A 26,200-nucleotide genomic window follows, 5' to 3' on the forward strand; every position below is an offset into this window, starting at 1 on the left:
CCGCACCTCCCTGCGCGTGAGCCTTGCCACTTGTTGGTACTTAAGAGTACCGTGTCACGCAAGCGTTGGTACGCATCGGTACCAGATCTCACGTCGGGAGGCGTCGCATGACCCACACGATGGCCGGCACGGCCGCGGACACCGTCGAAACCCCGGAATCACCGGCGATCAACCTGCCGCCCAGCGCGCGCGGGTTCAAGCTGATAGCGGGAGTGCTGTTCATCCTGTCCCGGCGCCGAGTGCTGCAACGCCTGACCGCCAGATACGGCGCCGCCTTTACCGTCGAGGTCCCGTTGTTCGGGCCGACCGTCATCGTCACCGAGCCCGACCTGGTCCGGCAGGTGATGCTGACCAATCCCGAAGATCTGGGCAACATCCAGCCCAACCTGTCGCGGGTACTCGGCTCGGGTTCGGTGTTCGCGCTCGACGGCGCGGCGCATCGGCGCCGGCGCAACTTGCTGAGCCCACCGTTCCATGGCAAGAGCGTGCGCGCCTACGAGCAGATCATCGTCGAGGAGACCCTGCGCGAGATCGCCGAATGGCCCACCGGAAAGCCCTTCGAGACCTTCGGTCCGATGAACCGGATCACCCTGAACGTCATCCTGCGGACCATCTTTGGAGCCCAAGGCGCTGAACTGGATCAGCTGCGGGCGCTCCTGCCCAAGTGGGTGACGCTGGGCTCTCGGCTGGCGGCCTTGCCGATTCCGATTCGCCGGTACGGTCGGTTCACCCCATGGGGCCGGCTGGAGGCATGGCGTGCTCACTACGACGTCATCCTGGACAAGCTGATCGCCGATGTCCGAGCCGACCCTGATTTCGAGAACCGATCCGACGTGCTGACGCTGCTGTTGCGTAGCAACCACGAAGACGGTACGACCATGACCCGCCAGGAGATCGGCGACGAGCTGCTGACCCTGCTTGCTGCCGGCCATGAGACCACGGCATCCACCATGGCCTGGGTCTTCGAGCGGCTGAGCCGCTACCCGGAATTGCTCGACGAACTGACTGCCGAAGCGGACGCTGGTGGAAACACGCTGCGGCGCGCCACGATTCGGGAAGTGCAGCGGGTGCGCACCGTGATCGACTTCTCCGGACGGCATGTCTACGCGCCCAGCATCCAGATTGGCGAGTGGGTGATTCCGCGCGGCTACTCGGTGATCGTCGCCATCAACCAGGTCCACCAGAACGCCGCCGCGTTCGATGATTCGCAGCGGTTCGACCCCAAGCGCTACATCAACGGCAGCCCGTCAGCGTTCGAGTGGATGCCGTATGGCGGCGGCACCCGGCGCTGCCCCGGCTCGACCTTCGCGAACCTGGAGATGGACGTGGTGTTGCGGACGGTGTTGGAGCGCTTGACCATCGAGACCACCACAGCGCCCGGCGAGAAGTACCACTCTCGCGGCGTGGCCTTCACGCCCAAGAATGGCGGACGGATCACGGTGCGCCGCCGGGACTGACCCCGGTTAGCGCTGCGGCTGCAGCTGCCAGTTCGGCCGGATGTAGTGGCAGGTGTAGCCTCCCGGGAACCGCTCCAGGTAATCCTGATGCTCGGGTTCGGCCTCCCAGAAATCCCCCGCGGGACTGACCTCGGTCACCACCTTGCCCGGCCAGCGTCCGGAGGCCTCCACGTCGGCGATGGTGTCCAGCGCGATCTGGCGCTGCTCGTCGTCGAGGTAGAAGATCGCCGAGCGGTAACTGGTGCCGACGTCATTGCCCTGCCGGTTAGGCGTGGTCGGGTCATGGATGGCGAAGAAGAACTCCAGCAGGTTGCGGTAGTCGGTAGCCGTGGGGTCGTAGGTGATCTCGATGGCCTCGGCATGGGTGCCGTGATTGCGGTAGGTGGCATTCGGAACATTGGGGTCGCCGGTGTAGCCGACTCGGGTGCTCACCACGCCGGGCTGCTTGCGGATCAGATCCTGCATGCCCCAGAAGCAGCCGCCGGCCAGGATCGCTCTCTGGAAATTGGTCATGCCCCGATTATCCGCAGCTATCGGTGACCCGCCAGCGGATAGGAACGATAGCTGGTCAGCACGGCGCTCGGCTCGCGGTGCGGTGGCGCCTGCGCCGTCAACTCGGGGAACCGGTCGAACAGGGCGAGCAGGCCCAACCGGATCTGCATGCGGGCCAACGGCGCGCCCAGGCAGACATGCGGGCCGAACCCGAATCCCAGGTGGCCGGTCTGCGACCGGGCCAGGTCCAGGCGGTCGGGGTCGGAGAACACCGCCGGGTCCCGGTTGGCGGCCGCCAACCCGAGCAGGATCGGGGCACCGGTCTCGATCACAGTGTTCTTCCCGTCACCGACTTCGATCGGGGCGCTGGCCACCCGGGAGATCATCAGGGCAGGGCTGATCATCCGGACCAGTTCGTCAACGGCGTGCGGGGAGTCGGCCAGCAGGCCGCGTTGCCCCTTCTCCTGGATCAGCAGTTCGGCCGCCCCGGTCAGCACGGCCGTGGTGGTGTCGTGCCCGGCCGACAGCAAGAAGATGGCGTTGTGCAGCAGCTCGTCGTCGGACACCGGCAGCCCGCTGGTGGCCACCACCGACAGCAGGTCATGGCCGGGAGCGGCACGACGCAGCACCAGCAGATCGGCGAGCAGAGCCTTCATTCCCGCGGCGGCGTCGTCCGCGGCAGCGAACGCGGTCCGAGATGCCGCCGGCTCCAAAGCCCCGATCAGCGCCATCGACCAGGTCGCCAGGTTGTCCAATTCGCTGTCGGGAACCCCCAACAGCGTGGCGATCGCCCCGAGCGGCAATGGCTTGGCGAACTCGGCCACCAGGTCAAAGCCTCCTGGGTCCAGCCCCGCCGCCAAAGACTGGGCCCGGGAAGCGACTTCGGCCTCGAAGGAGGCCAGCGCGCGCGGCGTGAACGCCCGCGACAGCGGCGCCCGCAGCCGGCGGTGATCGTCACCGGACCGGTAGAACAGGTTGTGTTCCACGTGGGTCAGGTACGGGCGGCCCGGATCGAGCTTGTTGCGGTACAGGTTTCGCCGGTCGGTGCTGACCCGCTCGTCGCGCAGCATCGCCAGCACGTCGGCGTAGCGGGTCAGCACCCACAGCCCCTGGCTGTTGCGGTGCACCGGCTCGGCTTCGGCGAACCGCCGCTGATACGTCAACGGATCGACGTGCAGCTCCGGGTCGCGGAAGTCGAAGTCGAGCGTGGCCATCAGGTGCGTTCAGCGATCCAGGACGCCACCAGATCCGCGCAGATCGTGCGGCTGTCCGTCGGCTGCTCCAGGTAGTGGTCGCCGGGGATGAAATGGAGCTGCTTGTCGGTACTGGCCAGCGAGTCGTGGATGTGGTGCGCATCGCTGGGGAAGACACCGGTGTCCGCGGTGCCCTGGATCACCAACGAGGGCAACGTGATCCGTCCCAGGTGCGGTGCGCCCTGACAGAACGACGTCTGCAGGCTCCACATCGACAACCAGGTCCGCAGCGTGCAGTGCGCGGCGATGTTGTACGGCGCGCGGTTGGCGCGCCGCGGGTCACCCAGGTAGCACGAGTTCAGCGGACGGTCCGACGGGTCGAGCGAGGCGTCGAGGTAACGCGGGTCGGCCCACACCCGGTGCACCGAGAAGGAGCGGTCGTAGGTGCCGCCGGCCTTGAGCCGCTTGAGTTCTGCCTGCGCCCACGCGGTGATCCGGTCATTGCGGTCGCGCTGGGCCTGGCGGTAGCGGGCGATGAATTCCGGGGTGTAGGGCGGCGAGTTCTGCTCGGCGTACATGTCCAGAGTCGGGTCACACGACAGCGGGTCGGTCTCGTCGGTCACCGACGGGTCGATCCACGCGGTCAACACCTCCGGGCGCCCGGCGTGGGCCTGGGTGGACACATAGAGGTCGCCGGGCGGTAGCGCATTGACCGCATCCGGCACTGGGCCGCCGCCGACTCCTGTGATGTGCGGGTCTACGGACTGCGACTGGTAGGCGGCCATCAAGGATCCACCGCCGGAGTTGCCGAGCAAGACGATCGTCTCGACGCCGGCTTGTTCGCGCAGCCACTGCACGCCGGCGGCGATGTCGAGCAGTGCGTGCTCAAGCAGGAACAACGACTCGCCGCTGCGATACCGGGTGTTCCAACCCAAGAAGCCGTAGCCGCGTTCGGCAATGAGCGGCGCCAGGTAGTGCTCGGCGAAGTCCACGTTGTAGTGGCTGGCGATCACCGCCACCTTCGGCTTAACGCCGGCCGGAGTCCAGTACAGCCCCTGGGCCGGGTGATAGCCGGCGGGGTTCACGCCCGCCGATGCCGAAGTGAGCGAAACGAATTCGCGGGTTACTGCCACTGCGTTACTCCTTTGATCATGAATCCTGACCCCGCCAGCTCACTGAGCGATACCAGGTGTCAGTGAGCGTCTTGATTGCTGCTTCTTCGTCGAGTTCGCGGCCGGCGACATCGCCGCCTGCCACCAGCCAGACATAGGTGAAGTGGTTGAGCATGGCGACGATGGCCGACCCGACCAGTTCCGGGTCGGCGTCGGTCGCATAGCCCTTGCGCTGCGCCATTCGCACCGTCTGTGCCACCCAGTCGATGGCGTCGGCGCACATCTCTCGCCAGCGCTGGGCGAACGCGTCGTCAATCATCGCCAGCTGGAACACCCCGACCATGACCCCGAGGTGTTCGCGGTAGGTGTCCCAGTGCGCGCGCACCGATTCTTGGATGATCGCGTGCAGATCCTGGCCCGGGTGCAAGGCCTGCACCGCACGGCTGCGGGCCATGGCCCGAAAGTCCTCGGCCAGCGACGCCAGCAATTCTTCCTTGGACCCGAAGTAGTGGTAGAACGACGCCGGCGAGCGTTTGGCGGCAGAGGTGATGTCGGTGATCGTCGTCTTGAAAAAACCCTTGCGGGCGATCACCTCCCGGGCCGCCCGTTCCAGGCGAGCCTGGGTGTCGCGGCCCCGGATGGTGGGGCGGGCGGCCGACCCGTCCGCGGCCTCGCCGTCCATGGGTGTCACACCGGTTCCGTCTGCTCTAGGTCGGCGACCAGCTCGGCCAGTCGGCGTTCGCCATCGGGCGTCTGGCCGCCCGCGGCTAGGAAGCGTTGCATCTTCGGCAGCGCCGCACCGCGGGCCAGCATCCGGGCGAACGCGGAGCGCTCCACGGCCAGCCCCGTGGCGAAGTCCGGGGCGGCCAGGGTGGCCTTGACGTCGGCGATGTCGGCCAGGGGTACCGAGGCGATGCGCTGCACCAGTCGGTCCAGGAAGGGACCGACGGCGTCCGCGTCCAGGGCCCGGTTGATCAGCCCGTAGCGCTCGGCGAGATCGGCGTCGAGGTCGTCATGGCCCAGGATGACTTCCAGTGCCCGGCCCCGTCCCAGCAGACCGAGCAGGTGCTGCGGACCCGAACCGGCCGGGATCACACCGACGCCGGTCTCGATCTGGTTGAACAGCGCGCGGCCGGTGACCCCGAACCGCAGATCGAGGTTGACCAGCAGTTCCATCCCGCCGCCGGCCACCCGCCCGGCGACCACGCCGATGGTGACCGGGTCGAGAGCCCGGAATGCGCCGACCAGATCCTGGAAGGAACCGCAGGCGGCCTCGGTGTTCTCGGCCGAGGCAGCCAGCAGCGCGAGATCGACATGGGCGATGAAGAAGTCGGGGTTGGCGCTTTCCAGAACCACCACCCGCACGTCACGGCCGGCGGGCGAGCGCAGCCAGTTCACCAGTCGCCACAGGTCACCCATCATGGTGGCGTCCATCAGATTGATCTCGCCGTGGCTGATGCGGACCCGAGCCACCCGTCCGTCGTGGCTGACCTTCAGCGACGCCAGGGAATCGACGCCCACGATTGCCCGATTCAGCCGAGCTGGGTGGTGGTCGTCTTGGACGTGACCACCTTGGGGTCAGCGGCGCGTTCGGTGCTGTTCAGCAGCTTGTGCGCCTGCTCCGGGTCGGGTTCGAACCCGGGGGTGTCGCGGCAGAGCTCGATCATGATGCCGTTGGGGTCCAGGTAGTACAGCGAGTGGCACCAGCCGTGGTCGACGTCCATCAGCGCCTTGATGCCGGCGGCATCCATGCGTGCCCGGACTTCGTTCTGCTTCTCTTCGGTGGCCCGGAACGCGAAATGGTTCACCCAGACCGGCAGTCCGTTCGGGCGGGACAACGAGCTGGACCAGTCGGGCTTCTCCCCGACGCCGTGCAGGTCGAAGAATGCGATGCACGAACCGTCGCCGAGGTCGTAGAAGACATGTCGGAAGAAGCCTTCCTGCAGGTGCTCGACTTCGGTATGCACCAGCGGCAATCCCAGCAGGTCTTCGTAGAAGTGGTTCGTGGCCTCCAGGTCGGCGCAGGCGTAGGCGGCGTGGTGCAGACCGACGGCGGGCTTGGGGGACGTCACTGGCTGCCGAACCTCCTCACGGCCCGCGGTGGGCCGACGGCGTCACCGTAGCACTGTTCTCGAATATAAACCCAGATTCGATTCTGGGCGCGGACTCTCGACAACCTGGTTAGAACGTGTTCTAGTTCTTGACATGACGAAACCGCAGTTCAGCCGCGCAGAACTCGCTGCCGCATTTGATGTGTTCGAGCAGACCGTCGCTCGCGCCGCCGAGACTCAGGACTGGGATGCGTGGGTGGCGCACTACACCCCCGACGTCGAATACGTCGAGCACGCGATGGGCACCATGCACGGCCGCGACGAGGTGCGCAGCTGGATCCGCAAGACCATGTCGACCTTCCCGGGCAGCTACATGACCGAGTTCCCGGCACTGTGGACCGTCATCGACGAGGATGGCGGGCGCATCATCTGCGAACTGGACAACCCCATGCGCGACCCCGGCGACGGCACCATCATCAGCGCCACCAACATCTCGATCGTCACCTATGCCGGCGACGGCCTGTGGTCCCGCCAGGAGGACATCTACAACCCGCTGCGCTTCGTCGCCGCGAGCATGAAATGGTGCCGCAAAGCCCAGGAGCTCGGCACCCTCGACGACGAAGCGGCCGCCTGGATGAAGCAGTTCGGAGGAAACGCATGAGCCGCAAGCCCAAGCTCGTCATCGGAGCCAACGGATTCCTGGGATCGCACGTCACCCGCCAGCTCGTCGACGCCGGAGAAGACGTACGGGTGATGGTGCGCCCAAGCGCCAACACCATCGCCATCGACCACCTCGACGTAACACGGTTCCACGGCGACATCTTCGACTCGGCCACCCTGGCCGAGGCGATGGCCGGCTGCGACGACGTCTACTACTGCGTCGTGGACACCCGCGCCTGGCTGCGCGACCCGAGCCCGCTGTTCCGCACCAACGTCGAGGGCACCCGCAATGTCTTGGAAGTTGCAAAAGACGCCGACCTGCGCCGATTCGTGTTCACCAGCAGCTACGCCACGGTGGGTCGGCGTCGCGGTCACGTCGCCAACGAGGAAGACATCATCAACCCGCGCGGGCTGACGCCCTATGTCCAGTCCCGGGTGCAGGCCGAAGAGCTGGTGCTGCGCAGCGCCGAAGCCGGCCTGCCCGCGGTCGCGATGTGCGTGTCGACCACCTACGGCGACGGCGACTGGGGTCGGACCCCGCACGGCGCGTTCATCGCGGGAGCGGCGTTCGGCAAGTTGCCGTTCCTGATGAAAGGGATCGAGCTGGAAGTGGTCGGGGTCGACGACGCCGCCCGCGCGATGATCCTGGCCGCCGAGCGTGGACGCAATGGCCAGCGTTACCTGATCTCCGAACGGTTGATCGCGCTGCAGGACGTGGTCAAGATCGCGGCCGACGAAGCGGGAATGCCGGCGCCGTCGCGTTCGATCTCGGTGCCGGCGCTGTATGCGCTGGGTGCACTCGGCAGCCTGCGTGCGAGCCTGACCGGTAAGGATGCCGAGCTGAGCTTGAAGTCGGTGCGGATGATGCGCGCCGAAGCCCCAGTCGATCACAGTAAGGCGGTGCGTGAGCTCGGCTGGCAGCCACGACCGGTTGAGGAATCGATTCGGGAGGCGGCGCGTTTCTGGGTGAAACTGCGCAACGCCAAGAAGCGAGGTTCGCCGGCATGACACACGGACATTCAGGCAGACGACCGATACACATCCCGACTGACGAGTACCCGATCACCGTGACCCCGACCGGGCGGCAGGTCACGGTACGGATCGGCGACGAGATCATCGCCGACAGTGCCAACGCGCTCACCCTGCAGGAATCGAATCACCCTGCGGTGCAGTACATTCCGATGTCCGATGTGCGCCGCGACCTGCTCAGTCGAAGCGCGACCACCAGCTACTGTCCGTTCAAGGGGGATGCAGCCTACTTTCATGTCACCACCCCGGCCGGCCAGACGATCGCCGACGCGATCTGGACCTACGAGCAGCCGTTTGCGGCGGTTGCGCCGATCGCCGGGCACGTCGCGTTCTACCCCAACAAAGCCGACATCAGCGTCGCTGAAGTCTGAGGCGCAAGAGCTTCCCTAGAGCCCCAACAATTGCCCGGCGAACCGGGTGTCGGTGTATTCGCGAACCGAGACGATCCGTCCGTCTTGGGTGTCGACGATGTACGCCAGCGGGCTGTCATAGTGCGAACCGTCGGCGGCATGACAGTCACCCAGCGCCTCGATCACCACGGTCTCGTGTTCGTTGATGCACCGGACCAGCTCCAGGTTGATCCGCAAGCCGAGGCGGCGCTGTTCGACTTCCAGCCGCAGCTCATCCTTGTCGACGGCCTGGCGGGTCAGGATGCTCCACCAGGTGAAGTCGTCGCTGACCAGCGCAAAAATGTCGTCCAGGTCGTCGTCGCCGGAGATGCCCTGTAAGAACATCCACGCCAATTCCGCCTGCGGATCATCGAACGGGGTGGCCATTTCTCCATCGTGACCGGGCGGCGGGGAGCGGTCAACGAGGACAGGCGATCCTTATGATCGCGTCATCAGTAATTCGCTTTCTCGTACCGTCGCTTTTCCCGGCCCGGCCAGCCCGGCGCTGACGCTGGCCCCACTGCGCCGCGGGCCGGGTGACCCCTGCCTACAGGTGGTGGACGAGGCCATCTGGCGAACCAGCCTGATGCCCAGCGGCCCGGTGACGGCGCGCATCGTCCAGGTGGCGCCCGATGCGGTGGATTGTGCGGCCTGGGGTGCCGGCGCCACGGAGTTTCTTGACGGGGCACCGGGCTTGTTGGGCGTCCACGACGACGCGACCGACTTCGCGCCGACCGATCCGACGGTGATCGCTGCCTATCGGCGCGTGCCGCACCTGCGCCTAGGCCGCACCGGCCGGGTGCTCGAGGCGCTCATCCCGGCTGTGCTCGAGCAGCGGGTGCCGGGTGCTGACGCATTTCGGGCCTGGCGCCTGCTGGTCACCGAGTTCGGCTCGCCGGCTCCCGGTCCGGCGCCGGCGCGAATGCGGGTGCCGCCGTCGGCGCAGACCTGGCGGACCGTCCCGTCCTGGAAGTTCCATCGTGCCAACGTCGATGGCGGGCGGGCGCGCACCATCGTCGGTTGCGCGGGGCGAGCCGATGCCCTGGAACGGCTGGCTACCCGCCCGGCAGCGGAGGCGCGGGCGGCGCTGATGTCGTTGCCCGGCGTCGGCGAGTGGACCGCGGCCGAAACCGCGCAGCGAGCGTTCGGTGATGCCGACGCTTTATCGGTCGGGGACTATCACCTAGCGACGATGATCGGCCGCACCCTGCTTGGCCTGCCGCTCGACGAGGCATTCACCGACGAAGCCATGGTCGAACTGATGGAGCCGATGCGGCCGCACCGGCACCGCGTCGTTCGGTTGCTGATCGACAGCGGGCTCGCCGTCAGCAAACGACGGGGGCCGCGTCTGGCCCTGCAGCGGATCAGCTCGCTGTAAACGACGTGCCGGGCGGGTCGTCGGACGCTGTGGCAAACCTCCCGCAGTCGAGCGCGTCGAGCAATTGGGCGGCGATCCACTCGAACGTGGAGGCTTCGCGCGGCAGCAGCGCCTGCTCGTAGCCGATCAGCAGGTAGATCGCCCAGTTTGCGAACAGCTGCGCCTGACGTTTGTCGCGGAGGACTTCCTGCGCCGATTCGAAGAGGATGTCGAAGCGTTGCTGATCCACTTCGGCCTGCACCGCGTGAACCCGGGCGTCCGCCGAGCTCCAGGAGCGGATGGCCGCTTCGGCCCCGTGCGGCAGGGTCAGGCCGATCTGAATCAGGCTGTCGAGGCGCTGCCGCGGGTCGGGTATCGCGCGTACGAACTCCACGTGCTGGAGGGTGCGCTCATCCAGCCAGTGTTGGACCAGGTCACGGGTGTAAACCGGCCAGCTGGTGAAGTAGTGATAGAACGAGCCCGTCGTCACGCCGAGCCGGTTGCAGACTTCGGCGAGCTTGAGGCCGCCGTAGCCTAATTCGGACAGCACTTCGAAACCGGTCTCGAAGTACGCCTGTCGAGAGAGAACCGCGCCCATAAGTCGACTTTAGTTCGCTGGGCGCAGTTGGCATACAGCACAGCTGAGTCTTAAGTGAATATTCGTAATTTCGATTTTTCTGGGGTTGCGCGCTATGCCGTGCCACACTTGTGCAGTGCGGGATGCGGTTTTTCGCAGGGTGGGGCGCCCCCGCGGGGCGCGATCTGGCGTGACCAGAGAGCGCATCGTGACCGCCGCCAGCGGCGTCTTCGGCGAATTCGGCTACCACGCAACGACGTTCCAGGCGATAGCGGAGCGGGCACAGCTGACCCGCCCGGCGATCAACCACTATTTTCCAAGCAAGAACCTGCTCTATCAGGCGGTTCTGACGCAGGCTGAGACCTTGTTCGCGCACGCCGTCGATCAGGCGCGCACCGAGCCCACCCTGGTCGGACAATTGTCTTCGGTCATCGTGAGCTTCACCCAACTCGGCGAAGATGACCGAACCGTGGCGGCGTTTGCCGTCACCGCGGTGGTGGACGCTCAGCGAGACCCGGTGTTGAAGTCGTTGGTCGGCGACATTCAGGGCCCCCCGCGGGCGTTTCTGGCCGAGGCGCTCACCGAAGCCATCAACCGGGGAGAGTTGGTCTCGACCTCGAGTATGGGTGAGCTGACCGAGATGCTGTTGGCTGTGTTGTGGGGCATCGCCTTCTATGTGTCACTGGTCGGCAATCAGGCGGCAGCGGCCGGGGTGGTCGCCACACTGCAGGCGCTGTTGACCCAGGAACTCTGGCAGTTGCGTCAGCCAGCCGACGGATAAAGTTAATAGCCCGGCTAACTTTCATCGGTAGTATCGCGTGCGACAGCGGCCGCGACCAAGCGAGGTAAACCGATGAGCGCACTCCGTACCCACGACGACACCTGGGATATCGCCACCAGTGTCGGCTCGACGGCGGTGATGGTGGCCGCCGCCCGCGCATCGGAGACGGCCAGCGCCGATCCGCTGATCAACGACCCGTACGCCAAACTCCTGGTCGCCGGTGCCGGTACCGGGATCTGGGAGATGCTGCTCGACGACACGTTGGTCGACAAGGTGGAGGCCATCGACGCCGAGGTCGCTGCGGTCTATCACCACATGCGCAACTACCAGGCGGTCCGCACCCATTTCTTCGATGCCTTCTTCGCCGACGCGGTCGCCGCCGGCATCCGCCAGGTGGTGATCCTGGCGTCCGGGCTGGACTCGCGCGCCTACCGGCTGGACTGGCCGGCCGGCACCACCGTCTATGAGATCGACCAGCCGAAGGTTCTGGCCTACAAAGAGCAGACTCTGACGGCCAATGACGTGACGCCGGCGGCCGAGCGTCGCACCGTGCCCATCGATCTGCGGCAGGATTGGCCCGCCGCATTGACTGCCGCTGGCTTCGACCCCGCGGCCCCGACTGCATGGCTGGCCGAAGGACTGTTGATGTACCTGCCCGCTGAGGGGCAGGACCGGCTGTTCGAGCAAATCACCGAGCTCAGCGCGTCAGGGAGCCGGATCGCGGCGGAGACCGCTGGCAACCACCGCTCCGACGAGCGGCGCCAGCAGATGGCGGAGCGCTTCAAGAAGATCGCCGAGACGGTAGGCCTGACGCAGAGCCTCGACATCCAGGATCTGATTTACCAGGACGAGGACCGCGCGTCGGTGCGGGGATGGCTCGACGAGCACGGCTGGCGGGCCGCCTCACAGCCGTCGACCGCGGAGATGCGCCGGTTGAACCGCTGGGTGGACGTGTCGGTGACGGACGACGCCGACGCGTTCTCGGAGTTCGTGACCGCAGTGCGCGGCTGACTCGGCATACCCGACCCGACATAGCGGACTCGATTCATCCCCCGTATACAGAGAAGGCCTGGAAGTTTGGCGCTAGGCCTTTTCTAGGTCTGTTCTAGCGTGGCGATCGAATCGAGGAAGGAAACTGATGTCCGGAGTGCAGGATCGTGTTGTCGTCGTCACCGGAGCCGGTGGTGGGTTGGGCCGCGAATATGCCCTGACCTTGGCCCGCGAAGGGGCCTGTGTGGTGGTCAACGATCTCGGTGGTGCTCGCGACGGCACCGGTGCCGGGCACAACATGGCCGACCAGGTAGTCGCTGAGATCAAAGAGGCCGGCGGCCGGGCCGTCGCCAACTACGACAGCGTTGCCGACGCCGAGGGCGCGGCCAACATCATCAAGACTGCGATCGACGAATTCGGGAAGGTTGACGGCGTGGTCAGCAACGCCGGCATCCTGCGCGACGGCACCTTCCACAAGATGACGTCGGAGAACTGGGACGCCGTGCTGCAGGTGCACCTCTACGGCGGATACAACGTGGTCCGCGCCGCGTGGCCGCACTTCCGCGAGCAGAGCTACGGCCGCGTGGTCGTCGCCACCTCGACCAGCGGACTGTTCGGAAACTTCGGGCAGGCCAACTACGGTGCGGCCAAGCTCGGCCTGGTCGGCATGATCAACACGCTGGCCATCGAGGGCGCCAAGTACAACATCAAGGCCAACGCGATCGCCCCCATCGCGGCGACCCGGATGACCGAAGACATCCTGCCGCCGGAGGTGCTGGCCAAGCTCAAGCCCGAATACGTCGCACCGGTGGTGGCCTACCTGTGCACCGAAGAGGTTGCCGAGACCGGCTCGGTGTTCATCGCCGGCGGCGGCAAGGTGCAGCGGACCGCGCTGTTCGAGAACGCCGGCGCCACCTTCGAGAACCCGCCGTCGGTCGACGAGATCGCGGCACAGTGGTCGACGATCGCCGACCTTTCGGCGGCCAAGGCGGCCAGCTTCTCGCTGTAACCTCTGGTCAGGTTCGGGACGTGGCGCGCTGCTTTAACCGAGCAGCGCGCCACGCAGCCTGTCGACGTCGGTGGTGGTGACCTCGGCGGCCCGCAGGAACCCGTCGAGCGAGCCGAAGTTCTCCTCGATCGAGCGTTCGGCGGCAGCCAGATAGTCAGCGCGCACACCGAGCACCTCGTCGGACAGACGCGCTTCGGTGAAGGTCAGCACCTCCGGGGTGATCTCGGCCTCGGGCCGTGACCGAATCATCTCCATGATGCGGTCACGCAGCACCGACACGGCGGTGTTGCTGCGCAGGTAGTCCTCGATGACGGCGTCGCGGTCCACCCCGGCCGCGCGTAACACCACCGCGACGACGAATCCGGTGCGGTCCTTACCGGCGAAGCAGTGCGCCAGGACCGGCCGGCCTTCTGCCAGCAGTGACACCACCCGCTGCACCGCCCGGCGGGACCCGGCGAGGGTGGGGAAGCGCTCGTACTCCTCCAGCATGTAGCGGGCGGCGACGTCGGCGGCGGAATCCTCGTCGGGCTTCTCGGCCATCATGTTGCGGAACGCGTCCTCGTGCGGAGCCGAGCTGTCCGGTGATTGGTCGCCGGCCAGATCCGGGAAGGGCAGCAGGTGGATGCCGACACCGGCGGGCACCAGGCCCGGTCCGCGGCGCGTCACTTCGCGCGGTGACCGCAGATCGGCTACGTCGGACACCCCGAGTCGCAGCAGTTCTTCGCGGCCCCGATCTTCGAGGCGACTCAGTTCACTAGACCGGAACAGGCGGCCGGGGCGCAACGCACCGGTGGTCTCGGCGACGTCGCGAAAATTCCACGCCCCGGGCAGATTCGGCTGGGAGGTCACCCGGCCACGATAGGACACCATGCTGGTGGCTTGGCCGATCAGACGTGAAACGGCCCCCGATCCGGGTGGATCAGGGGCCGTCAATCAGGTTCGTTGTGGCCGTTTAGACCGGCGGGTAGTTCTGCGGGGGGTAGCCGCCACCGCTTTCGACGCCGCGAATGCCCCAAGTCAGGTACTTGAAGAAGAACTCGGCCTCGTCGCTCAGCTCGTAATCCGGATTCGGATCGTAACCGTAACCAGGACCCATGTCGTCAACCCCTTAGCTTGGATTTCCACTAGTTTAGTCGGCCCGTCAACGCTGCAACAGCGGACTGCCTAGAATCCTTCCAACCAGTTGATTGACACGCCGATGACACCGGCCTGGCCGAAGAGTGAGTGGACATGGCAAACGGCAAGGCTACGCCGGGGGGATCTTCCCAGGCCCCATCTCGTCGCGAGGAGCTGCTCGCGGTCGCTACCAAGTTGTTCGCGGCCCGCGGCTACCACGGCACCCGGATGGACGACGTCGCTGACGTGGTGGGGTTGAACAAGGCGACGGTCTACCACTACTACGCCAGCAAGTCGTTGATCCTCTATGACATTTACCAGCAGGCCGCGGAACGAACGCTGGCGGCCGTCCACGACGACCCGTCGTGGACCGCGCGTGAGGCGTTGTATCAGTACACCGTGCGTCTCCTCGACCAGATCGCGGTCAATCCCGAGGGCGCGGCGGTCTACTTCCAGGAGCAGCCCTACATCACCGAGTGGTTCACCGAGGAGCAGGTGGCCGAGATCCGGGAGAAGGAAGCCCAGGTCTACGAGCACGTGCATGGCCTGATCGACCGCGGTATCGCCAGCGGCGAGTTCTACCCGTGCGACTCGCACGTGCTGGCGCTGGGCTACATCGGTATGACGCTGGGGGCTTACCGCTGGTTGCGGCCCAGCGGCCGGCGCAGCGCCAAGGAGATCGCCGCGGAGTTCAGTACGGCGCTGCTGCGGGGGCTGATCCGCGACGAGACGATCCGGGTCGAGTCCCCGTTGGGTGTGTAGAACCGCGAGGTCGTACTAAGGCGGAGGTCTATCGCGCTGGGCGAGGTTGTAGGCGCGTTCGGCCGCGATGCATCGGAGCCGATCTTGGCTGCGGGTGCTCTTGCGCCTGGGCATCATGACGTTGCGATCCGCCGATGACGCGGGAGCGCTGGCCGGTGGCGCGGTGGTCGGCAGACACAGGCTGGGAAACAACAGGCGGCTACCGGGTTGCGTGGTGTAGGTGTGGCCGGTGGGGCTGGTCCATTCGATGGTGCCGTTTGGGTGCTGACGGTCGCTCCAGCCCCCGCGGCCGGTCCAAAAGGTCTTGAGCAAGTGGTGTTTTCGGCATAGGCATCGCAGATTGGCTGGGTGGGTGGCGCCACGCGGGTGGGCCACGGCGTGGTCGATGTCGCAGTAACAGGCGGGCTGGTCGCAGCCAGGGAATCGGCAGGTGAGGTCGCGGGCCCGAACGAAAGCGGCCAGCGCTGTCGAGGGCCGGTAGTGCGGTTCGGCCGGTAGGTCGGCCGGGTCGCGCAGCGGTTTGACGGTGGCGCCGTTGTTGACGAGCTGGGCCAGGAGCGGTGCGGGTACCGTACCGCCGCCGATGATCTGCCCGGAGCGCACTGGGGGTTTGCCAGCCGGGACGGTTGACGGCTCTTGGCCGTTGCCGAATCGCGGATCGGCCGCGGTGTTCAGTGCGGTCTGGTCGGCGAGAACGTAGACGGTGACGTTGGCGGCCCGGGCGTCGGTGCCGGCAGCCGGGCAGTCGCTGTTGCCGCAGGCGCAGGCCAGGGTGTCGCCACCGTTGGCCAGGGCGCCGAGGGCGTCGGCGCGGCGTTGGGCCAGGGTGCGGGGATCGTCGTCGCAGACGGTATGGGCCAATTGGGTCAGGCGCCGTTCGAGTGCGGTGGCATCGGTGGCAAACAACCTGCCCCACAGCCCGGTGGTGCCGTTTTCGCTGTTGCGGGTGTCGACGACAATTTCGCGGCCGCGGGCGTCGCGCTCTTGGCGCCGAACGGCGTCGGGGTCGTACCGGTCGATCAGGGCGTCGATGGCCGCAGCGGTCTTCGCCGCCGACAGGGGCCCCAGGCCGGTGGCGATCGCGGCGAGCTCGGTGTCGACGGCGTTCAGCAGGTACGGGTTGGTGATCAACGTGGTGCGCCAGACGATCGTGGCCACCAGCCGGCTGTTGATCACCCCCTCGAGAAACAGTGCGGCCACCTTCGGCAGCCGTTCCCGCAGCGCCGTGGCCAGATACATCTGCGACGACGCCATCCCGTGGCTGATCTGCTCGGCAGCGCCGACCTCGGAGGCTGCGGCATCCCAGTAGTCGCATGACCAGCGCGACCGGTTCACCGCGTCCGTTCCGCGGGTGCGTCGAGCGACTAATTCGCCGATGGCGGCCAGGCGCCGCGCCGAGGCGGCGGCCTCCACCCGAGCCCACCCCGAGATGGCCGCCGCCAGGTCTTTGTCGTCGGCATCGGCCAGGGACTCCGGCTCCGGCAGATGTTCTTCGAACACATGTTCGATCGTACCCGAACCGGGCGACAGGCGGCGCCGCATCGGTCTGGCTCAGGCCCCCACGGACTTGAGGTTGCGGTCTAAGAACTCGAGCTGATCCGCGACAACCCGCTCGAAGGCGTCGCCGACGTAGATGTCGAAGTGGCCTTCGGGATATCTCTTGACGGTGCCGCGGGGCGCCTTCGCGGCATAGCGCAGGGTCGGCTCCGGCGGGGCGACCGAGTCGGTGTCGCAGACGCAGAACAGAATCGGGCACGACACTTTGGCGGCCAGCCGGCCCGGCCGGTAGGCGAGGATCTTCACCCCGATCCGCGCGGCAACCTCGTTGCGCAGGTTCTGCCCCTGCGGCACCAGCTTCAGGTAACCCGGGTAGGAGTCCGGTGTGCTCATCAGCGCAACCTCTCCGGGACGACCGGCGGTCGCCACCATCACCGGGCGATTGCCGAGCCGGGCCGCAGCCAGATCCCGCAACGCCAGCAGGCTGATCCGCGCGATGGTCAACGGCGGAATCGTGCGCGCAGAGGCGATCCCATCTGTGAACGGGCATTGCGCCACCACCGCCGCCACCCGTAGTCGCGCCGCGGTGGCGATCACGTGGCCGCCACCGAACGACGTGCCCCATAGGCCGATCCGGTTGCGGTCGATACCGGCGAGGGTGTGCGCGAAGTCCACCGCGGCGGACCAGTCCGCCAGCTGCCTGCCCACATCGAGCACCTGGCGGGGAGCGCCGTCGCTGTCGCCGAAGTTGCGGTAGTCGAACACCAGGCAGGCGTAGCCGGCCGCGGCGAACCGCTCGGCATAGGCGTCGAGCCGCATGGTGCGTACCGCGCCCAGGCCGTGCGCCATGACCAGCAACGGCGCGCCGCTAGAGCCGGGGTCGGCGGGGCGGTACAACCAGGCGCTGATGCGGTCCGCGCCCGACCGAAACGAGACGTCTTCGCGGGTAGCCATGCTTAAAGGTAGCCCCGGGTGTGGTAAACCGGCTTCGTGACCGGGGCGGTGACTCAAAGCCAGTTTCGGAGCCTTTTGCAGAGCGTGGCGGAAGTGGTGGGCCCCGCCTATGTCACCGACGATCCCGACGTGCTGGCCGGCCGGAGCGTTGACTACACCGGTCGTTACCGGGGCCGGGCGAGTGCGTTGGTGCGTCCCGGATCGCCCGAGGAAGTCGCCGCGGTGCTGCGGCTCTGCCGTGACGCCGGCGCACACGTCACCGTTCAGGGCGGGCGCACGTCACTGGTGGCCGGCACCGTCCCCGAGCACGACGACGTGCTGCTGTCCACCGAGCGGCTGAACACCGTCGGTGAGGTCGACGTCGTAGAACGACGGGTGAGTGTGGGGGCCGGCGCCACGCTCGCGGCGGTGCAGCGGGCGGCGACCGATGCCGGGCTGATCTTCGGTGTAGACCTCACCGCCCGGGATACCGCCACAGTCGGCGGCATGGCCTCCACCAATGCCGGCGGGCTGTATACCGTGCACTACGGCAACATGGGCGAGCAGGTACTCGGCCTGCAGGTGGCACTGCCCGATGGCGCACTGCTACACCGACACAGCGCGGTGCGCTCGGACAACACCGGCTACGACCTGCCGGCATTGTTCGTCGGCGCCGAAGGAACCTTGGGCGTCATCACCGGGCTGGATCTGAGACTGCATCCCCTCCCGGTCCACCGGGTCACGGCAGTCTGCGGCTTCGCGGAGCTGCAGGATCTGGTCGATGCGGCGCGAATCTTTCGCGACCTCGACGGCATCGCGACCCTGGAGTTGATCGACGCCCGGGTCGCCGCACTGACCGGCGAGCGACTCGGGATTGTCGCCCCGGTGCGCGGTGACTGGCTGCTGCTGGTGGAACTGACCGGCGACACCGGCCAGACCGACCGCCTCGCCGACCTGCTGGCGCAGGTGCGGTTCTGCGACGAGCCGGCGGTGGGTGTTGACCTTGCGACCCAACAGCGGCTGTGGCGGGCTCGCGAGGCGATCGCCGACGTTTTGGGTGCCTTCGGGCCGCCGTTGAAGTTCGACGTGTCGCTGCCCTTGGCGGCGGTTGCCGGATTCGCCGCGGCGGCGAGCACGGTGGTGCGAGAGCATGCACCGGAGGCGATCCCGGTGCTGTTCGGCCACATCGGTGAGGGCAACCTGCACTTCAATGTGCTGCGTTGCTCGGCATCGGCCGAGGCGGGCCTTTACGCGGCGATGATGACGCTCATCGCCGACTGCGGCGGCAACGTCAGCTCCGAACACGGGGTGGGCAGCCGCAAGCGGGCCTATCTGGCGATGTCGCGCGGGCCGGACGACATCGCCGCGATGCGGACGATCAAGGCCGCGTTCGATCCGACCGGCTACCTCAATGCCGCGGTGCTCTTCGACTGAGCCGATGGCGACGACCCGCCGCGCCCGGCTCCGCAGGCTCCGCCGAGCTTGCGATCGCCGCTAGCGGTGCTTGATGCCGACGGCCTGACGCAGCTGGGCGAGGAACTGCTCGGAGTCGTCGCTGCGAATGATGTAGTGCGAGATGGCGATCCGGATCGCGGCGGCCGCTTTCACCGGGGCGTCCGGACCGGTCAGCATCCGCTGCAGGCCCTCGCGCATCGGCACGATGATGCGGGAGAAGTCGGCGAGTACGTGCTTGGGCTCGATGTCGATCATTCGTACACCCGTGTACGAGTGCTGGTAGTCAACGATGAAACGCAGTGCGGCGTCGAGCTTTTCGGTCCCCTTTAGTCCTTCGGTGGCGCGGGCGATGCCGCTGTCGAAGATGTGCCGCTCGTAGCGGGAGAATGCTGAGATCAGCTCTTCCTTCGACGGGAACCATCGATACAGTGTCGGACGGGAGACCCCGGCCTGGGAGGCCACCTCGGACAGGCTGAGCTTCGTCATCCCATTGCGCCCGAGCACCTCGGCGGTGGCCGCGAGGATCCGCTGCCGGGTCGAGCTGTCGGGGCCGTCCACCGTGCTGCGGGTCATAGCGGAGACTTTACAAAAAATAGCGATAGTGTCACGCTGGTTCGGTGCCTGGACATCGTTCCTCACCGTCGCGGGCCTCCCGGATCGGGCCGTAGGGCAATTATTGTGATCGAAGCGCCGCAAGTCACGTGCGAGGAACGCACGCATCCGCCGCGAGCCGTGATGATCGTCATCGAAGCAGCCGGGATTGCCCAGGTGGCCGCGGCTCAGTTGGCCGCTCAAGGACACCTGGTGCTGCTCGGCGGTCGGCGAATCGAGGAGTTCGAACGGTTCGCGGCGCAGCTTCGAGACCGCGGCGGCAGCGCGTTCGCCGCCTACCTCGATCTCGCAGAGCCGCGTTCGATCAACCAATTCCTCGCCGCCGCGCACTACCTCATCGGCACCGCGGACGTGCTCATCACCGATGTCGGTCTCGCCGGACGGGCGGGCGAGGGCCCGGACAGCGCCGGAGTGGGGGCGCAAATTCTTGCCACCCGGGTGATTCCGGCCATGATCGCCCGAGGCAGCGGGGACGTCGTGCTGGTCGGCCCCGAGTTGGCCGGGGTGAGCTGCGCCGCCGCCCAGCGCAAGGTTGACGCTTGGCTGGCGGCCTTGGACGCGGAGTTCGTCGGCACCGGGGTACGGGCATCGGTGGTCCGGTCGGCCCAGGCGGGTGCCTTCGCGCGTACCGCTGAGGCCGGCCGCCTGCTCGCTGGGATGGCCACCGAGTCGCGGCTGCGTCTCGTCGAAATGCTGCCCGGCGCGGGAGCGGCCCGCTAACGGGGGCGCACCAGGACGGACTGTTGAATGCCCGCCACCGCGCCCTGCTGATCGAACAGGGTGCCGATAGTCGTCCCTATGCCGTCGGGGCCGTAGTTGGTCTCGGCCCGGATGCCGATCCACTCGCCGTCGGGAATCCGGTGCACGTGCACCACCAGGTCGGTGTTGAGGAACGTCCACTTCCTGATGTCGAGCTTGGTGCCGACCCCGTTGGCGTCGTCGGCCACAGCGAACAGCCGTTGCAGCGGGGTCATGGATTCCCCCTTGACCAGGTCCACGATCGGTGAGATCCAGGATTCGCCGGCGCCCGGGGCCAACGGCGTGGTCAACCACCGCCAGTCCAGACTGTGCACGTAGTTGCGGTCCCAGTTCTGCTGCATGTTGTTGCTTTGTGCCTCACTGACCGGCCGCAGCGGCGGGGCCGAGGCGTGCTGCAGGTCGCCGGTGTCCAAGGTCTGCAACCGCCAGCCGGACGCACGGGCGACGGGTCGCGGCAGCTGGTCGGGGCCGGGCGCCAGCATCTCGGCGCTGACCAATTCGATCTGCTTGCCAGCCCGGTCGACCTGGCCGCGCACCCACAGCGCGCCTTCGGCCGGCACCGGCCCCAACAAGTCGATGCTGACCCGGCTGAGTCGGGTATCGTCGCGCGGCGCCACGCGCTCCAGTGCCCGCACCAGCAGGGCCGAAACCGGTGCGGCGTGCTGGATCTGGGCCGACCACGTGCCGCGCACCAGATCGGTGGCTCCGAACTTCTCTCCCCGCGGATCGGCGGCATCCAGCAACTCGTAGTAGGCGTCGGTCATCGAATCCCTTTCAGGGCAGTCCGGCGCCGGGAATCTCCACAGTCACCGTGTCCAGGCGCGAGTTGCGGGTGCCGATCAGGTGCTTCGGGTAGGCGGTGGAACTGGACAGCAGGAACAGCGTGCGGCGCTTCGGCCCGCCCAGCGCGCATGCGATCGCGGCCCGCTCGCCGGTTGCGATCCGGTCTGTCACCACACCGCCCTGGGTGATGCGCTCGAACTGATTGGCCAGGGTCATCGCCGTCCAGACCCCGCCGGCGGCGTCCAGCGCAATACCGTCCGGTGGTCCGTCCAGCCCGTCGGCGAACACCCGGCGGTCACGCAGTCCGCCGTCGGCGTCGATGGTGAACTGGGTGAGCCGGCGGCCCATCGACTCGGCGACGATCAGCGTGCCGCCGTCCGGGGTGATCGCCATTCCGTTGGGAAAGTCGAGATCCTCGGCCACGAGGTGGACTTTGCCTTTTGGGGCGTCCGGATCGACGCGCACCACCACGCCGCCGGAGTAGGCCTGCGACCCGATGTAGGCGCGGCCGGCCGCGTCCACCACCATGTCGCCGAGGTCGGCGGGCACCTGGTCGCTCAGGTCGACCAGCGTGGTCACAGTGTCACCGTCGTAGCAGAGCACCTGGCGGTCGGAGGCCGAGGCGATCAGCAGCGATCCGTCCGGCCGAAACCCCAGCCCGCTGGGGGTGTGTCCCGGCAGTGGCACGGTGGTCATCGAGCCGCGCAGGTTCACGGTGTGGATCGCCTCGCCGAGCATGTCCGAGAACCACAGCAGCCCCTCGAACCAGCGCGGGCCCTCCCCGAAGCAGAAGCCGCCGGCCAGCGGTGCGGGGGGCGACGTGGAGCCCGGGTTGTCCTGCTGTGAACTCGTTTCGGCGATGCCCAACACTGTCGCCCTCCTGTCCGGCGGCCGCGGGTGCGGCCAGAGCCTACTTTACAAAATCCGGCTCAAGTGTCACGCTCGCGGAATGTCTGAAGCAACCGGGACCACCGAGACTTCCCCCGCGACGAAATGGTCGGTGAGCGGCCTGCTGGACCTATTCGAGGTGACGGAGGACGGCCCGGACCGGTTCACCGGTGCGACCGGCCTGGCCGGCGACGACGAGCGCCAAGTCGTGGAAGGCACCCAGCTGCTGGCGCAGGCCATCGTCGCGGCGGCGAAACGCTTCGGCGACAAGTCCGTCCGATCGGTGCACGCGGTATTCGCCCGGGCTCTGCTGGTGGGACCGGCGGCGGAATACGTGATCGACGTGGTCAACGAGGGTCGTTCAACGGCCACCGCAGTGATCTCGGTGCTGCAGAACCAGAAGCGCTGCGCGACCATCACCGTGCTGGCCGATGTCCCGTCGGCCGACGTGATCACCCACCACCTGCCGCGGCCCGATGTAGCCGGCCCCGCGCAGGCCAACCCCTGTGTCATGCCGATGACCGGACGTGAAGTGCGCCTCGTCGACGTCGTCGACGTCAACAGCCCCGACGAGGTGGGCCCGCCGGAACTCTATGCCTGGCTGCACTATGAGCCCATTCCCGCCCGCGACGACCTCGCCAAAGCGCTGATCGCTTACTTCACCGGACATTTGGGCATCTCGACAACGATGCGCGCACACGCCGGGATCGGCACCAGTCAGTCGCACCTGACGGTGTCCACCGCTCCCATGACGGTCACGGTGAGCTTCCATGAACCGGTGCGCTGGGACGGCTGGATCCTCTACAGCCATGAAAGCACCCAGGTGGGTTCGGGCATGTCCTACGTTCGCGGCACCGTGCACACCGAGGACGGTGCTCTACTCGCCTCGTTTACCCAGGACGGCCTGATCCGGCCGCTACGCACCAGCGACAACAAGATCGCCGAGCACTCTCGGTTATAGGCGTGGGCGCCCGGCCGCGGAGGGTAGTTCAGCGAAACCGCCGACGAGCGACAGATCAAAGCTGAATAGACCTGCGATGGGCGCACTCTCGGGCGGCGGGTCCGGGTAACTCCAGGCCACGTCTGGTACGACGGTGTCTCCGACGACCGCGGACCAGTAGCGGGCGTAGCCCTTGTAGTTGCAGTAGCTCGACGTCGTCGACGCCTGCAACAGATCCGTGCGGACGTGGTCGGAGGCGACGTACAGCCGCGGAACTAGGGCCGTCTCGAACAGGATCACGGTGTCATCGGTGTCCACCAGGGGCACTCCGTCAACGTCGACCCGCAATGCGCGCCGGGTGGGTCGGCAATCGACCCGGTGATAGGGGTTCGGCGGGTAGTGCACCAGCCGCCGGCCCTCCTCGAACCAGGCGTCCACGGCGTCCCACGGCACCTGCACGAAGCCCGCTGCCTCGGGCAGCGCCCGATGCGGAAGATCGCCGACGGCATCCGCGGGGAAGGCGTAGCCCAGCGGCTCGCCCTGGCGATGCACCAGCAGCGCGCTTTCGGTGTCGATCACGGTGCGCTCACCGCGGATCGCCCGCACGCGGCGCGGATGCGGTTCGACATACACCAGAGCGCCGGTGATCTCCGGGGCGAACCAACCGGCGCGCTCGGTACTCAACGGGCCGTGTCCGGCAACCAGACTCATTTCACTCCTACCCGTGTTCGCCTCATTCGGCTTTACAAATTTAGCTTCAACTGTAATATCTCGGAGAAGTTGTGCTGCGCGGCCGGACAGTTCGCCCGGCCGGCGGCACCGTCTGAGATTCTCACGACGAGCTGGGATGATGCGATGACGAGTACCGCTGCGGCGCTGGATTCCTTGGCGCAGGACCACTACCTCCGCTACCGCCTCGATGTCATCGCCCCCGATGTCGCCGGCCTGGTGCGCGCGGCCGGCGGGTGGCTGTATCACCGTGCGTCGACCGGCTGGGACGTGCGGGTGCTGGTGCCACCGCACCAGGATCTCCGGCCGTTGCAGATCCTGGGCCTCAATACGGCGGACCTCGAGACGGAGCTGTCTGCCTCCGGCAGCGATACACCCGGGCACAGCCTGGCGGTGGTCGCCGACTCGCTCACCGCCGATCCCCGAATCAGCGCGCGGATACACCACGCGCTGCGGAGCAGCCTGACCGAGGTCGTGTTGTGGGGCGAGCGCTGGCCGCTGGAGGTCAGCCATCGGCTCAGCACCGTGCAGCACCTGCCCACCGTGGCGGGCCAGGCGTTCAAGCGGCAGGCGTTGGCTGCCGCCGATGTCGGGCACGCGGACCCGTTCGACGGTCCGGAGATATTCCGTAGCGACCAGAAGCATTGCCTGCCGGTCAATTCCGACCTGATCCCGGTCGGCTGATGCGCAAGCACTACGACCACACCCTGCTCTACCTGCACGAGACGATCGATCTGGGCCGCGGCGTCAGCGACGACTTCACCCGCAACTTCACCGAGATCTACCAGCCGATGATGACCGAGCTGGGTGCCCGCCTGTTCGCGTTGTGGGAGTCCACCGCCTACAACGGGCACTGGCCGCAGGTCACGATCATCTGGGAGATCGACGCGTTCGCCGACTACGCCCGAATCGGGCGGGCGCAGAACCGCGGTGGCAGCCACGCCCAGCGCGCGGCCGAGTGGTCGGCCTACCTCGCCGGCATCGGAGCATCGGGGGAGGGCCGCATCATGTACCCCGGCCCGCACAACAAGACCCTGTCTGCGCTGTGCGCGGCCGACTTCGACGCCACCGTGGTCATTCAGGAAATCATGCAGACCAAGCCCGGTCGACAGGACGACTACATCCGGGAACTGGAGCGGCTGTACGTGCCGTGGTCGGAGAGCACCGGAAAGCGCTGGCTCGGTTCGTTCACCACCACGTTCCGCTACAACGAGGTCATCCATTACTGGGCACTGGACGGCGGCTGGGACTGCTTCGCCGAGCATTACCCGTCGTGGAAGGACCATCCGCCGGCGGAGATCGTGACGTGGATGAGCGTGGCGCCCGCATTACGCGACGGCTGGGAGGACTCGATCCTGCAGGCCCTGCCCCCCTCGCCGCTGCAGCGAGACGCGTCGTGACAAGCGTTGCCGCGCCGGAGTTCTCCTACGATCCATTCGACCCGGCGGTGATGGCCGACCCCCTCCCGTACTACCGGGTGCTGCGCGATCAGCACCCGATGTACTACGTCCCACAGTGGGATCTGTACGCCCTGTCCCGCTTCGAGGACATCTGGGATGTGCTGGCGCTCAGTGACGGCACCTTCGTGGCCTCGGAGGGAACACTGCCGGCGGCCACCGTGCTGGCGCACCACAACGATGGACCGGTTCCGGACCCGCCGCTGCACCCGCTGCCGTTCCACGCCGTATTCGACAAGCCGATCTATGACGACATCCGTCGGTTGCAGGCCCCGGCGTTTCGGCCCCGGTCGGTGGCCGACTGGGAAGACCGCATCCGTACCTTGGCCAATCAGCGCCTTGATGAGCTGCTTGGCCAGGGCCAGTTCGACTTGACCTGTGACTACGGCGGAGTCGTGGTCGCTCAGGTGGTCTGCGAGCTGTTGGGCATTCCGATCGATTGCGCCGCAGAGGTATTGGCAGCGGTGAACGCCGGAAGCCTCGCGCAGGCGGGCAGCGGGGTGGACACGGCTGCGGCGCGGCCCAACTACTTGCAGTACCTCATCCCGGCCGTACAGCGCCGGCGCGCCGAGCAGGGCCCCGGCGACCTGCCGATCGTCGACGGGATGCTGGCCTACCGGCTACCGGACGGCACCGACCTCGATGACATCGAAGCTGCGACGCAACTGCTGTGCATCTTTATCGGCGGTACCGAGACCGTGCCCAAGATCGTCGCGCACGGGTTGTGGGAACTGGCCCGGCGCCCGGACCAACTGGCCGCGGTACGGGCCAATCCGGATGACACGGTGCAGCTGGCACGCGAAGAGATGATCCGCTATTGCGCACCGGCGCAATGGTTCGCGCGCACCGCCCGCAAACCGTTCACGCTGCACGGGGCGACCGTTGAGCCGGGCCAACGCATCATCACCCTGCTGGCGTCGGCAAACCGCGACGAGCGCCAATACCCTGACCCCGACGAATTCCAGTGGGACCGACCGATTAAAAGATCACTGGCGTTCGGACGCGGACAGCACTTCTGCATCGGCTACCACCTGGCCCGACTGGAAGTGACCGTCCTAGTGCAGGAATGGCTGCGTCGAGTTCCGAACTATCGGATTCTCGACGACGGCGCGACCCGGCTGCCGTCCAGCTTCCAATGGGGCTGGAACACCATCCCGGTGGAGGTCTAAAGC

31 protein-coding genes are annotated in these 26,200 nt (G+C 67.1%); 15 read left to right on the top strand and 16 right to left on the bottom strand.

The genetic code is table 11. The annotated features are described in order from the left end of the window. Nucleotides 1-107: 107 nt before the first annotated feature. The gene (locus MJO54_RS00425; RefSeq protein ID WP_234821581.1) at nucleotides 108-1,457 is read left to right on the top strand and encodes a cytochrome P450; all 1,350 of its coding nucleotides are present in this window, start codon (nucleotides 108-110) and stop codon (nucleotides 1,455-1,457) included. A gap of 6 nt (nucleotides 1,458-1,463) precedes the next feature. On the opposite strand, the gene msrA is transcribed toward MJO54_RS00425, so the two are convergent. The 6 genes from msrA to MJO54_RS00455 are packed head-to-tail and all read right to left on the bottom strand — an operon-like array spanning nucleotide 1,464 to nucleotide 6,326. Continuing rightward, on the bottom strand, nucleotides 1,464-1,970 hold the full coding sequence (msrA, locus tag MJO54_RS00430) for a peptide-methionine (S)-S-oxide reductase MsrA (protein ID WP_046285358.1): 507 nt from the start codon (nucleotides 1,968-1,970) through the stop codon (nucleotides 1,464-1,466). A gap of 17 nt (nucleotides 1,971-1,987) precedes the next feature. Then, nucleotides 1,988-3,163 carry a cytochrome P450 gene (locus MJO54_RS00435; protein WP_052741260.1) on the bottom strand — a complete coding sequence of 392 codons (1,176 nt, stop codon included), beginning with the start codon at nucleotides 3,161-3,163 and terminating at the stop codon, nucleotides 1,988-1,990. After that, nucleotides 3,163-4,275 (bottom strand): alpha/beta hydrolase, encoded by a 1,113-nt coding sequence (locus tag MJO54_RS00440; RefSeq protein WP_046285359.1) that lies wholly within the window; start codon nucleotides 4,273-4,275, stop codon nucleotides 3,163-3,165. The genes MJO54_RS00435 and MJO54_RS00440 overlap by 1 nt, the downstream gene beginning before the upstream one ends. 16 nt (nucleotides 4,276-4,291) lie before the next feature. Further along, nucleotides 4,292-4,936, bottom strand: a complete 645-nt coding sequence (locus MJO54_RS00445) for a TetR/AcrR family transcriptional regulator (protein WP_046285360.1) — start codon at nucleotides 4,934-4,936, stop codon at nucleotides 4,292-4,294. Between the two features lie 5 nt (nucleotides 4,937-4,941). Next, nucleotides 4,942-5,775: an enoyl-CoA hydratase/isomerase family protein gene (locus MJO54_RS00450; protein ID WP_046285361.1), complete on the bottom strand. Its 834-nt coding sequence runs from the start codon at nucleotides 5,773-5,775 to the stop codon at nucleotides 4,942-4,944. Between the two features lie 11 nt (nucleotides 5,776-5,786). Next, complete coding sequence (locus MJO54_RS00455) at nucleotides 5,787-6,326, bottom strand: VOC family protein (RefSeq protein WP_052741261.1); 540 nt, start codon at nucleotides 6,324-6,326, stop codon at nucleotides 5,787-5,789. Nucleotides 6,327-6,459: 133 nt separating this feature from the next. On the opposite strand from MJO54_RS00455, the gene MJO54_RS00460 reads away from it, so the two are divergent. The 3 genes from MJO54_RS00460 to MJO54_RS00470 are packed head-to-tail and all read left to right on the top strand — an operon-like array spanning nucleotide 6,460 to nucleotide 8,365. Then, nucleotides 6,460-6,966 carry a nuclear transport factor 2 family protein gene (locus tag MJO54_RS00460; protein ID WP_064888985.1) on the top strand — a complete coding sequence of 169 codons (507 nt, stop codon included), beginning with the start codon at nucleotides 6,460-6,462 and terminating at the stop codon, nucleotides 6,964-6,966. Beyond that, nucleotides 6,963-7,973, top strand: a complete 1,011-nt coding sequence (locus MJO54_RS00465) for an NAD-dependent epimerase/dehydratase family protein (protein WP_240175485.1) — start codon at nucleotides 6,963-6,965, stop codon at nucleotides 7,971-7,973. The genes MJO54_RS00460 and MJO54_RS00465 overlap by 4 nt, the downstream gene beginning before the upstream one ends. Continuing rightward, nucleotides 7,970-8,365: a DUF427 domain-containing protein gene (locus tag MJO54_RS00470; RefSeq protein WP_240175486.1), complete on the top strand. Its 396-nt coding sequence runs from the start codon at nucleotides 7,970-7,972 to the stop codon at nucleotides 8,363-8,365. The genes MJO54_RS00465 and MJO54_RS00470 overlap by 4 nt, the downstream gene beginning before the upstream one ends. 15 nt (nucleotides 8,366-8,380) lie before the next feature. Here the strand turns inward: MJO54_RS00470 and MJO54_RS00475 are convergent, their stop codons facing one another. Further along, entirely contained in the window at nucleotides 8,381-8,770 is a 390-nt protein-coding gene (locus MJO54_RS00475) for a nuclear transport factor 2 family protein (RefSeq protein ID WP_240175487.1), read from the bottom strand. 64 nt (nucleotides 8,771-8,834) lie between these two features. Here MJO54_RS00475 and MJO54_RS00480 point away from each other — a divergent pair, with 64 nt between their 5' ends. Further along, nucleotides 8,835-9,761 carry a DNA-3-methyladenine glycosylase family protein gene (locus MJO54_RS00480; protein WP_350355703.1) on the top strand — a complete coding sequence of 309 codons (927 nt, stop codon included), beginning with the start codon at nucleotides 8,835-8,837 and terminating at the stop codon, nucleotides 9,759-9,761. Here MJO54_RS00480 and MJO54_RS00485 read toward each other — a convergent pair. Next, entirely contained in the window at nucleotides 9,748-10,338 is a 591-nt protein-coding gene (locus MJO54_RS00485; protein ID WP_046285367.1) for a TetR/AcrR family transcriptional regulator, read from the bottom strand. The genes MJO54_RS00480 and MJO54_RS00485 overlap by 14 nt on opposite strands. Before the next feature lie 187 nt (nucleotides 10,339-10,525). Here MJO54_RS00485 and MJO54_RS00490 point away from each other — a divergent pair, with 187 nt between their 5' ends. The 3 genes from MJO54_RS00490 to MJO54_RS00500 all read left to right on the top strand — a co-directional run bounded on the left by MJO54_RS00490 (nucleotide 10,526) and on the right by MJO54_RS00500 (nucleotide 13,097). Further along, nucleotides 10,526-11,098: a TetR/AcrR family transcriptional regulator gene (locus tag MJO54_RS00490; protein WP_234821582.1), complete on the top strand. Its 573-nt coding sequence runs from the start codon at nucleotides 10,526-10,528 to the stop codon at nucleotides 11,096-11,098. Between the two features lie 72 nt (nucleotides 11,099-11,170). Next, nucleotides 11,171-12,109, top strand: coding sequence for a class I SAM-dependent methyltransferase (locus MJO54_RS00495; protein WP_046285369.1), 939 nt, complete (start codon nucleotides 11,171-11,173; stop codon nucleotides 12,107-12,109). Between the two features lie 127 nt (nucleotides 12,110-12,236). Then, entirely contained in the window at nucleotides 12,237-13,097 is an 861-nt protein-coding gene (locus MJO54_RS00500; protein ID WP_046285370.1) for an SDR family oxidoreductase, read from the top strand. 33 nt (nucleotides 13,098-13,130) lie between these two features. On the opposite strand, the gene MJO54_RS00505 is transcribed toward MJO54_RS00500, so the two are convergent. Together MJO54_RS00505 and MJO54_RS00510 are read right to left on the bottom strand one after the other, a co-directional pair. Beyond that, nucleotides 13,131-13,967 carry a tyrosine-protein phosphatase gene (locus tag MJO54_RS00505; protein ID WP_046285371.1) on the bottom strand — a complete coding sequence of 279 codons (837 nt, stop codon included), beginning with the start codon at nucleotides 13,965-13,967 and terminating at the stop codon, nucleotides 13,131-13,133. Nucleotides 13,968-14,049: 82 nt separating this feature from the next. Further along, nucleotides 14,050-14,193, bottom strand: coding sequence for a hypothetical protein (locus MJO54_RS00510; RefSeq protein ID WP_105295430.1), 144 nt, complete (start codon nucleotides 14,191-14,193; stop codon nucleotides 14,050-14,052). Between the two features lie 134 nt (nucleotides 14,194-14,327). Here MJO54_RS00510 and MJO54_RS00515 point away from each other — a divergent pair, with 134 nt between their 5' ends. After that, the gene (locus tag MJO54_RS00515; RefSeq protein ID WP_046285376.1) at nucleotides 14,328-14,975 is read left to right on the top strand and encodes a TetR/AcrR family transcriptional regulator; all 648 of its coding nucleotides are present in this window, start codon (nucleotides 14,328-14,330) and stop codon (nucleotides 14,973-14,975) included. Between the two features lie 15 nt (nucleotides 14,976-14,990). Here the strand turns inward: MJO54_RS00515 and MJO54_RS00520 are convergent, their stop codons facing one another. Both MJO54_RS00520 and MJO54_RS00525 read right to left on the bottom strand, forming a co-directional pair. Next, nucleotides 14,991-16,475, bottom strand: coding sequence for an HNH endonuclease signature motif containing protein (locus MJO54_RS00520; RefSeq protein WP_240175489.1), 1,485 nt, complete (start codon nucleotides 16,473-16,475; stop codon nucleotides 14,991-14,993). A gap of 51 nt (nucleotides 16,476-16,526) precedes the next feature. Beyond that, complete coding sequence (locus MJO54_RS00525) at nucleotides 16,527-17,426, bottom strand: alpha/beta hydrolase (protein WP_046283327.1); 900 nt, start codon at nucleotides 17,424-17,426, stop codon at nucleotides 16,527-16,529. Nucleotides 17,427-17,501: 75 nt separating this feature from the next. On the opposite strand from MJO54_RS00525, the gene MJO54_RS00530 reads away from it, so the two are divergent. Beyond that, entirely contained in the window at nucleotides 17,502-18,839 is a 1,338-nt protein-coding gene (locus MJO54_RS00530) for an FAD-binding oxidoreductase (protein ID WP_434006637.1), read from the top strand. A 60-nt stretch (nucleotides 18,840-18,899) separates the two neighbouring features. On the opposite strand, the gene MJO54_RS00535 is transcribed toward MJO54_RS00530, so the two are convergent. Beyond that, the gene (locus tag MJO54_RS00535) at nucleotides 18,900-19,433 is read right to left on the bottom strand and encodes a TetR/AcrR family transcriptional regulator (protein ID WP_046283326.1); all 534 of its coding nucleotides are present in this window, start codon (nucleotides 19,431-19,433) and stop codon (nucleotides 18,900-18,902) included. 105 nt (nucleotides 19,434-19,538) lie between these two features. On the opposite strand from MJO54_RS00535, the gene MJO54_RS00540 reads away from it, so the two are divergent. Continuing rightward, a complete protein-coding gene (locus MJO54_RS00540) occupies nucleotides 19,539-20,192 on the top strand; it encodes an SDR family NAD(P)-dependent oxidoreductase (RefSeq protein WP_046283325.1) in 654 nt (217 codons plus the stop codon). Here MJO54_RS00540 and MJO54_RS00545 read toward each other — a convergent pair. Further along, complete coding sequence (locus MJO54_RS00545; RefSeq protein ID WP_046283324.1) at nucleotides 20,189-20,995, bottom strand: thioesterase family protein; 807 nt, start codon at nucleotides 20,993-20,995, stop codon at nucleotides 20,189-20,191. The two genes, MJO54_RS00540 and MJO54_RS00545, sit on opposite strands and share 4 nt — an antisense overlap. 10 nt (nucleotides 20,996-21,005) lie before the next feature. Further along, on the bottom strand, nucleotides 21,006-21,881 hold the full coding sequence (locus tag MJO54_RS00550) for an SMP-30/gluconolactonase/LRE family protein (RefSeq protein WP_396876833.1): 876 nt from the start codon (nucleotides 21,879-21,881) through the stop codon (nucleotides 21,006-21,008). Between the two features lie 82 nt (nucleotides 21,882-21,963). On the opposite strand from MJO54_RS00550, the gene MJO54_RS00555 reads away from it, so the two are divergent. Then, on the top strand, nucleotides 21,964-22,863 hold the full coding sequence (locus MJO54_RS00555; protein WP_046283323.1) for an acyl-CoA thioesterase: 900 nt from the start codon (nucleotides 21,964-21,966) through the stop codon (nucleotides 22,861-22,863). On the opposite strand, the gene MJO54_RS00560 is transcribed toward MJO54_RS00555, so the two are convergent. Further along, on the bottom strand, nucleotides 22,858-23,553 hold the full coding sequence (locus MJO54_RS00560; RefSeq protein WP_046283322.1) for a DUF427 domain-containing protein: 696 nt from the start codon (nucleotides 23,551-23,553) through the stop codon (nucleotides 22,858-22,860). The two genes, MJO54_RS00555 and MJO54_RS00560, sit on opposite strands and share 6 nt — an antisense overlap. Nucleotides 23,554-23,697: 144 nt before the next feature. On the opposite strand from MJO54_RS00560, the gene MJO54_RS00565 reads away from it, so the two are divergent. From MJO54_RS00565 to MJO54_RS00575, 3 genes are read left to right on the top strand one after another with little or no spacing between them, the layout of a single operon-like run. Beyond that, nucleotides 23,698-24,255 carry a hypothetical protein gene (locus MJO54_RS00565; RefSeq protein WP_046283321.1) on the top strand — a complete coding sequence of 186 codons (558 nt, stop codon included), beginning with the start codon at nucleotides 23,698-23,700 and terminating at the stop codon, nucleotides 24,253-24,255. After that, the gene (locus MJO54_RS00570; RefSeq protein ID WP_046283320.1) at nucleotides 24,255-24,971 is read left to right on the top strand and encodes a hypothetical protein; all 717 of its coding nucleotides are present in this window, start codon (nucleotides 24,255-24,257) and stop codon (nucleotides 24,969-24,971) included. The genes MJO54_RS00565 and MJO54_RS00570 overlap by 1 nt, the downstream gene beginning before the upstream one ends. 50 nt (nucleotides 24,972-25,021) lie before the next feature. Next, nucleotides 25,022-26,197, top strand: a complete 1,176-nt coding sequence (locus MJO54_RS00575) for a cytochrome P450 (protein ID WP_046283335.1) — start codon at nucleotides 25,022-25,024, stop codon at nucleotides 26,195-26,197. The last annotated feature ends 3 nt before the right edge of the window (nucleotides 26,198-26,200 follow it).

It is taken from the genome of Mycolicibacter virginiensis (genome assembly GCF_022374935.2).
Taxonomy (GTDB): Bacteria; Actinomycetota; Actinomycetes; order Mycobacteriales; family Mycobacteriaceae; genus Mycobacterium; species Mycobacterium virginiense.

Excerpts from the sequence above, each read along its gene's own strand:
- MJO54_RS00425 (WP_234821581.1), top strand. The coding sequence starts at position 108 with ATGACCCACACGATGGCCGGCACGGCCGCGGACACCGTCGAAACCCCG.
- msrA (WP_046285358.1), bottom strand. The coding sequence starts at position 1,970 with ATGACCAATTTCCAGAGAGCGATCCTGGCCGGCGGCTGCTTCTGGGGC.
- MJO54_RS00435 (WP_052741260.1), bottom strand. The coding sequence starts at position 3,163 with ATGGCCACGCTCGACTTCGACTTCCGCGACCCGGAGCTGCACGTCGAT.
- MJO54_RS00445 (WP_046285360.1), bottom strand. The coding sequence starts at position 4,936 with ATGGACGGCGAGGCCGCGGACGGGTCGGCCGCCCGCCCCACCATCCGG.
- MJO54_RS00460 (WP_064888985.1), top strand. The coding sequence starts at position 6,460 with ATGACGAAACCGCAGTTCAGCCGCGCAGAACTCGCTGCCGCATTTGAT.
- MJO54_RS00465 (WP_240175485.1), top strand. The coding sequence starts at position 6,963 with ATGAGCCGCAAGCCCAAGCTCGTCATCGGAGCCAACGGATTCCTGGGA.
- MJO54_RS00470 (WP_240175486.1), top strand. The coding sequence starts at position 7,970 with ATGACACACGGACATTCAGGCAGACGACCGATACACATCCCGACTGAC.
- MJO54_RS00475 (WP_240175487.1), bottom strand. The coding sequence starts at position 8,770 with ATGGCCACCCCGTTCGATGATCCGCAGGCGGAATTGGCGTGGATGTTC.
- MJO54_RS00485 (WP_046285367.1), bottom strand. The coding sequence starts at position 10,338 with ATGGGCGCGGTTCTCTCTCGACAGGCGTACTTCGAGACCGGTTTCGAA.
- MJO54_RS00495 (WP_046285369.1), top strand. The coding sequence starts at position 11,171 with ATGAGCGCACTCCGTACCCACGACGACACCTGGGATATCGCCACCAGT.
- MJO54_RS00500 (WP_046285370.1), top strand. The coding sequence starts at position 12,237 with ATGTCCGGAGTGCAGGATCGTGTTGTCGTCGTCACCGGAGCCGGTGGT.
- MJO54_RS00505 (WP_046285371.1), bottom strand. The coding sequence starts at position 13,967 with ATGGTGTCCTATCGTGGCCGGGTGACCTCCCAGCCGAATCTGCCCGGG.
- MJO54_RS00510 (WP_105295430.1), bottom strand. The coding sequence starts at position 14,193 with ATGGGTCCTGGTTACGGTTACGATCCGAATCCGGATTACGAGCTGAGC.
- MJO54_RS00515 (WP_046285376.1), top strand. The coding sequence starts at position 14,328 with ATGGCAAACGGCAAGGCTACGCCGGGGGGATCTTCCCAGGCCCCATCT.
- MJO54_RS00525 (WP_046283327.1), bottom strand. The coding sequence starts at position 17,426 with ATGGCTACCCGCGAAGACGTCTCGTTTCGGTCGGGCGCGGACCGCATC.
- MJO54_RS00535 (WP_046283326.1), bottom strand. The coding sequence starts at position 19,433 with ATGACCCGCAGCACGGTGGACGGCCCCGACAGCTCGACCCGGCAGCGG.
- MJO54_RS00545 (WP_046283324.1), bottom strand. The coding sequence starts at position 20,995 with ATGACCGACGCCTACTACGAGTTGCTGGATGCCGCCGATCCGCGGGGA.
- MJO54_RS00555 (WP_046283323.1), top strand. The coding sequence starts at position 21,964 with ATGTCTGAAGCAACCGGGACCACCGAGACTTCCCCCGCGACGAAATGG.
- MJO54_RS00560 (WP_046283322.1), bottom strand. The coding sequence starts at position 23,553 with ATGAGTCTGGTTGCCGGACACGGCCCGTTGAGTACCGAGCGCGCCGGT.
- MJO54_RS00565 (WP_046283321.1), top strand. The coding sequence starts at position 23,698 with ATGACGAGTACCGCTGCGGCGCTGGATTCCTTGGCGCAGGACCACTAC.
- MJO54_RS00570 (WP_046283320.1), top strand. The coding sequence starts at position 24,255 with ATGCGCAAGCACTACGACCACACCCTGCTCTACCTGCACGAGACGATC.
- MJO54_RS00575 (WP_046283335.1), top strand. The coding sequence starts at position 25,022 with ATGGCCGACCCCCTCCCGTACTACCGGGTGCTGCGCGATCAGCACCCG.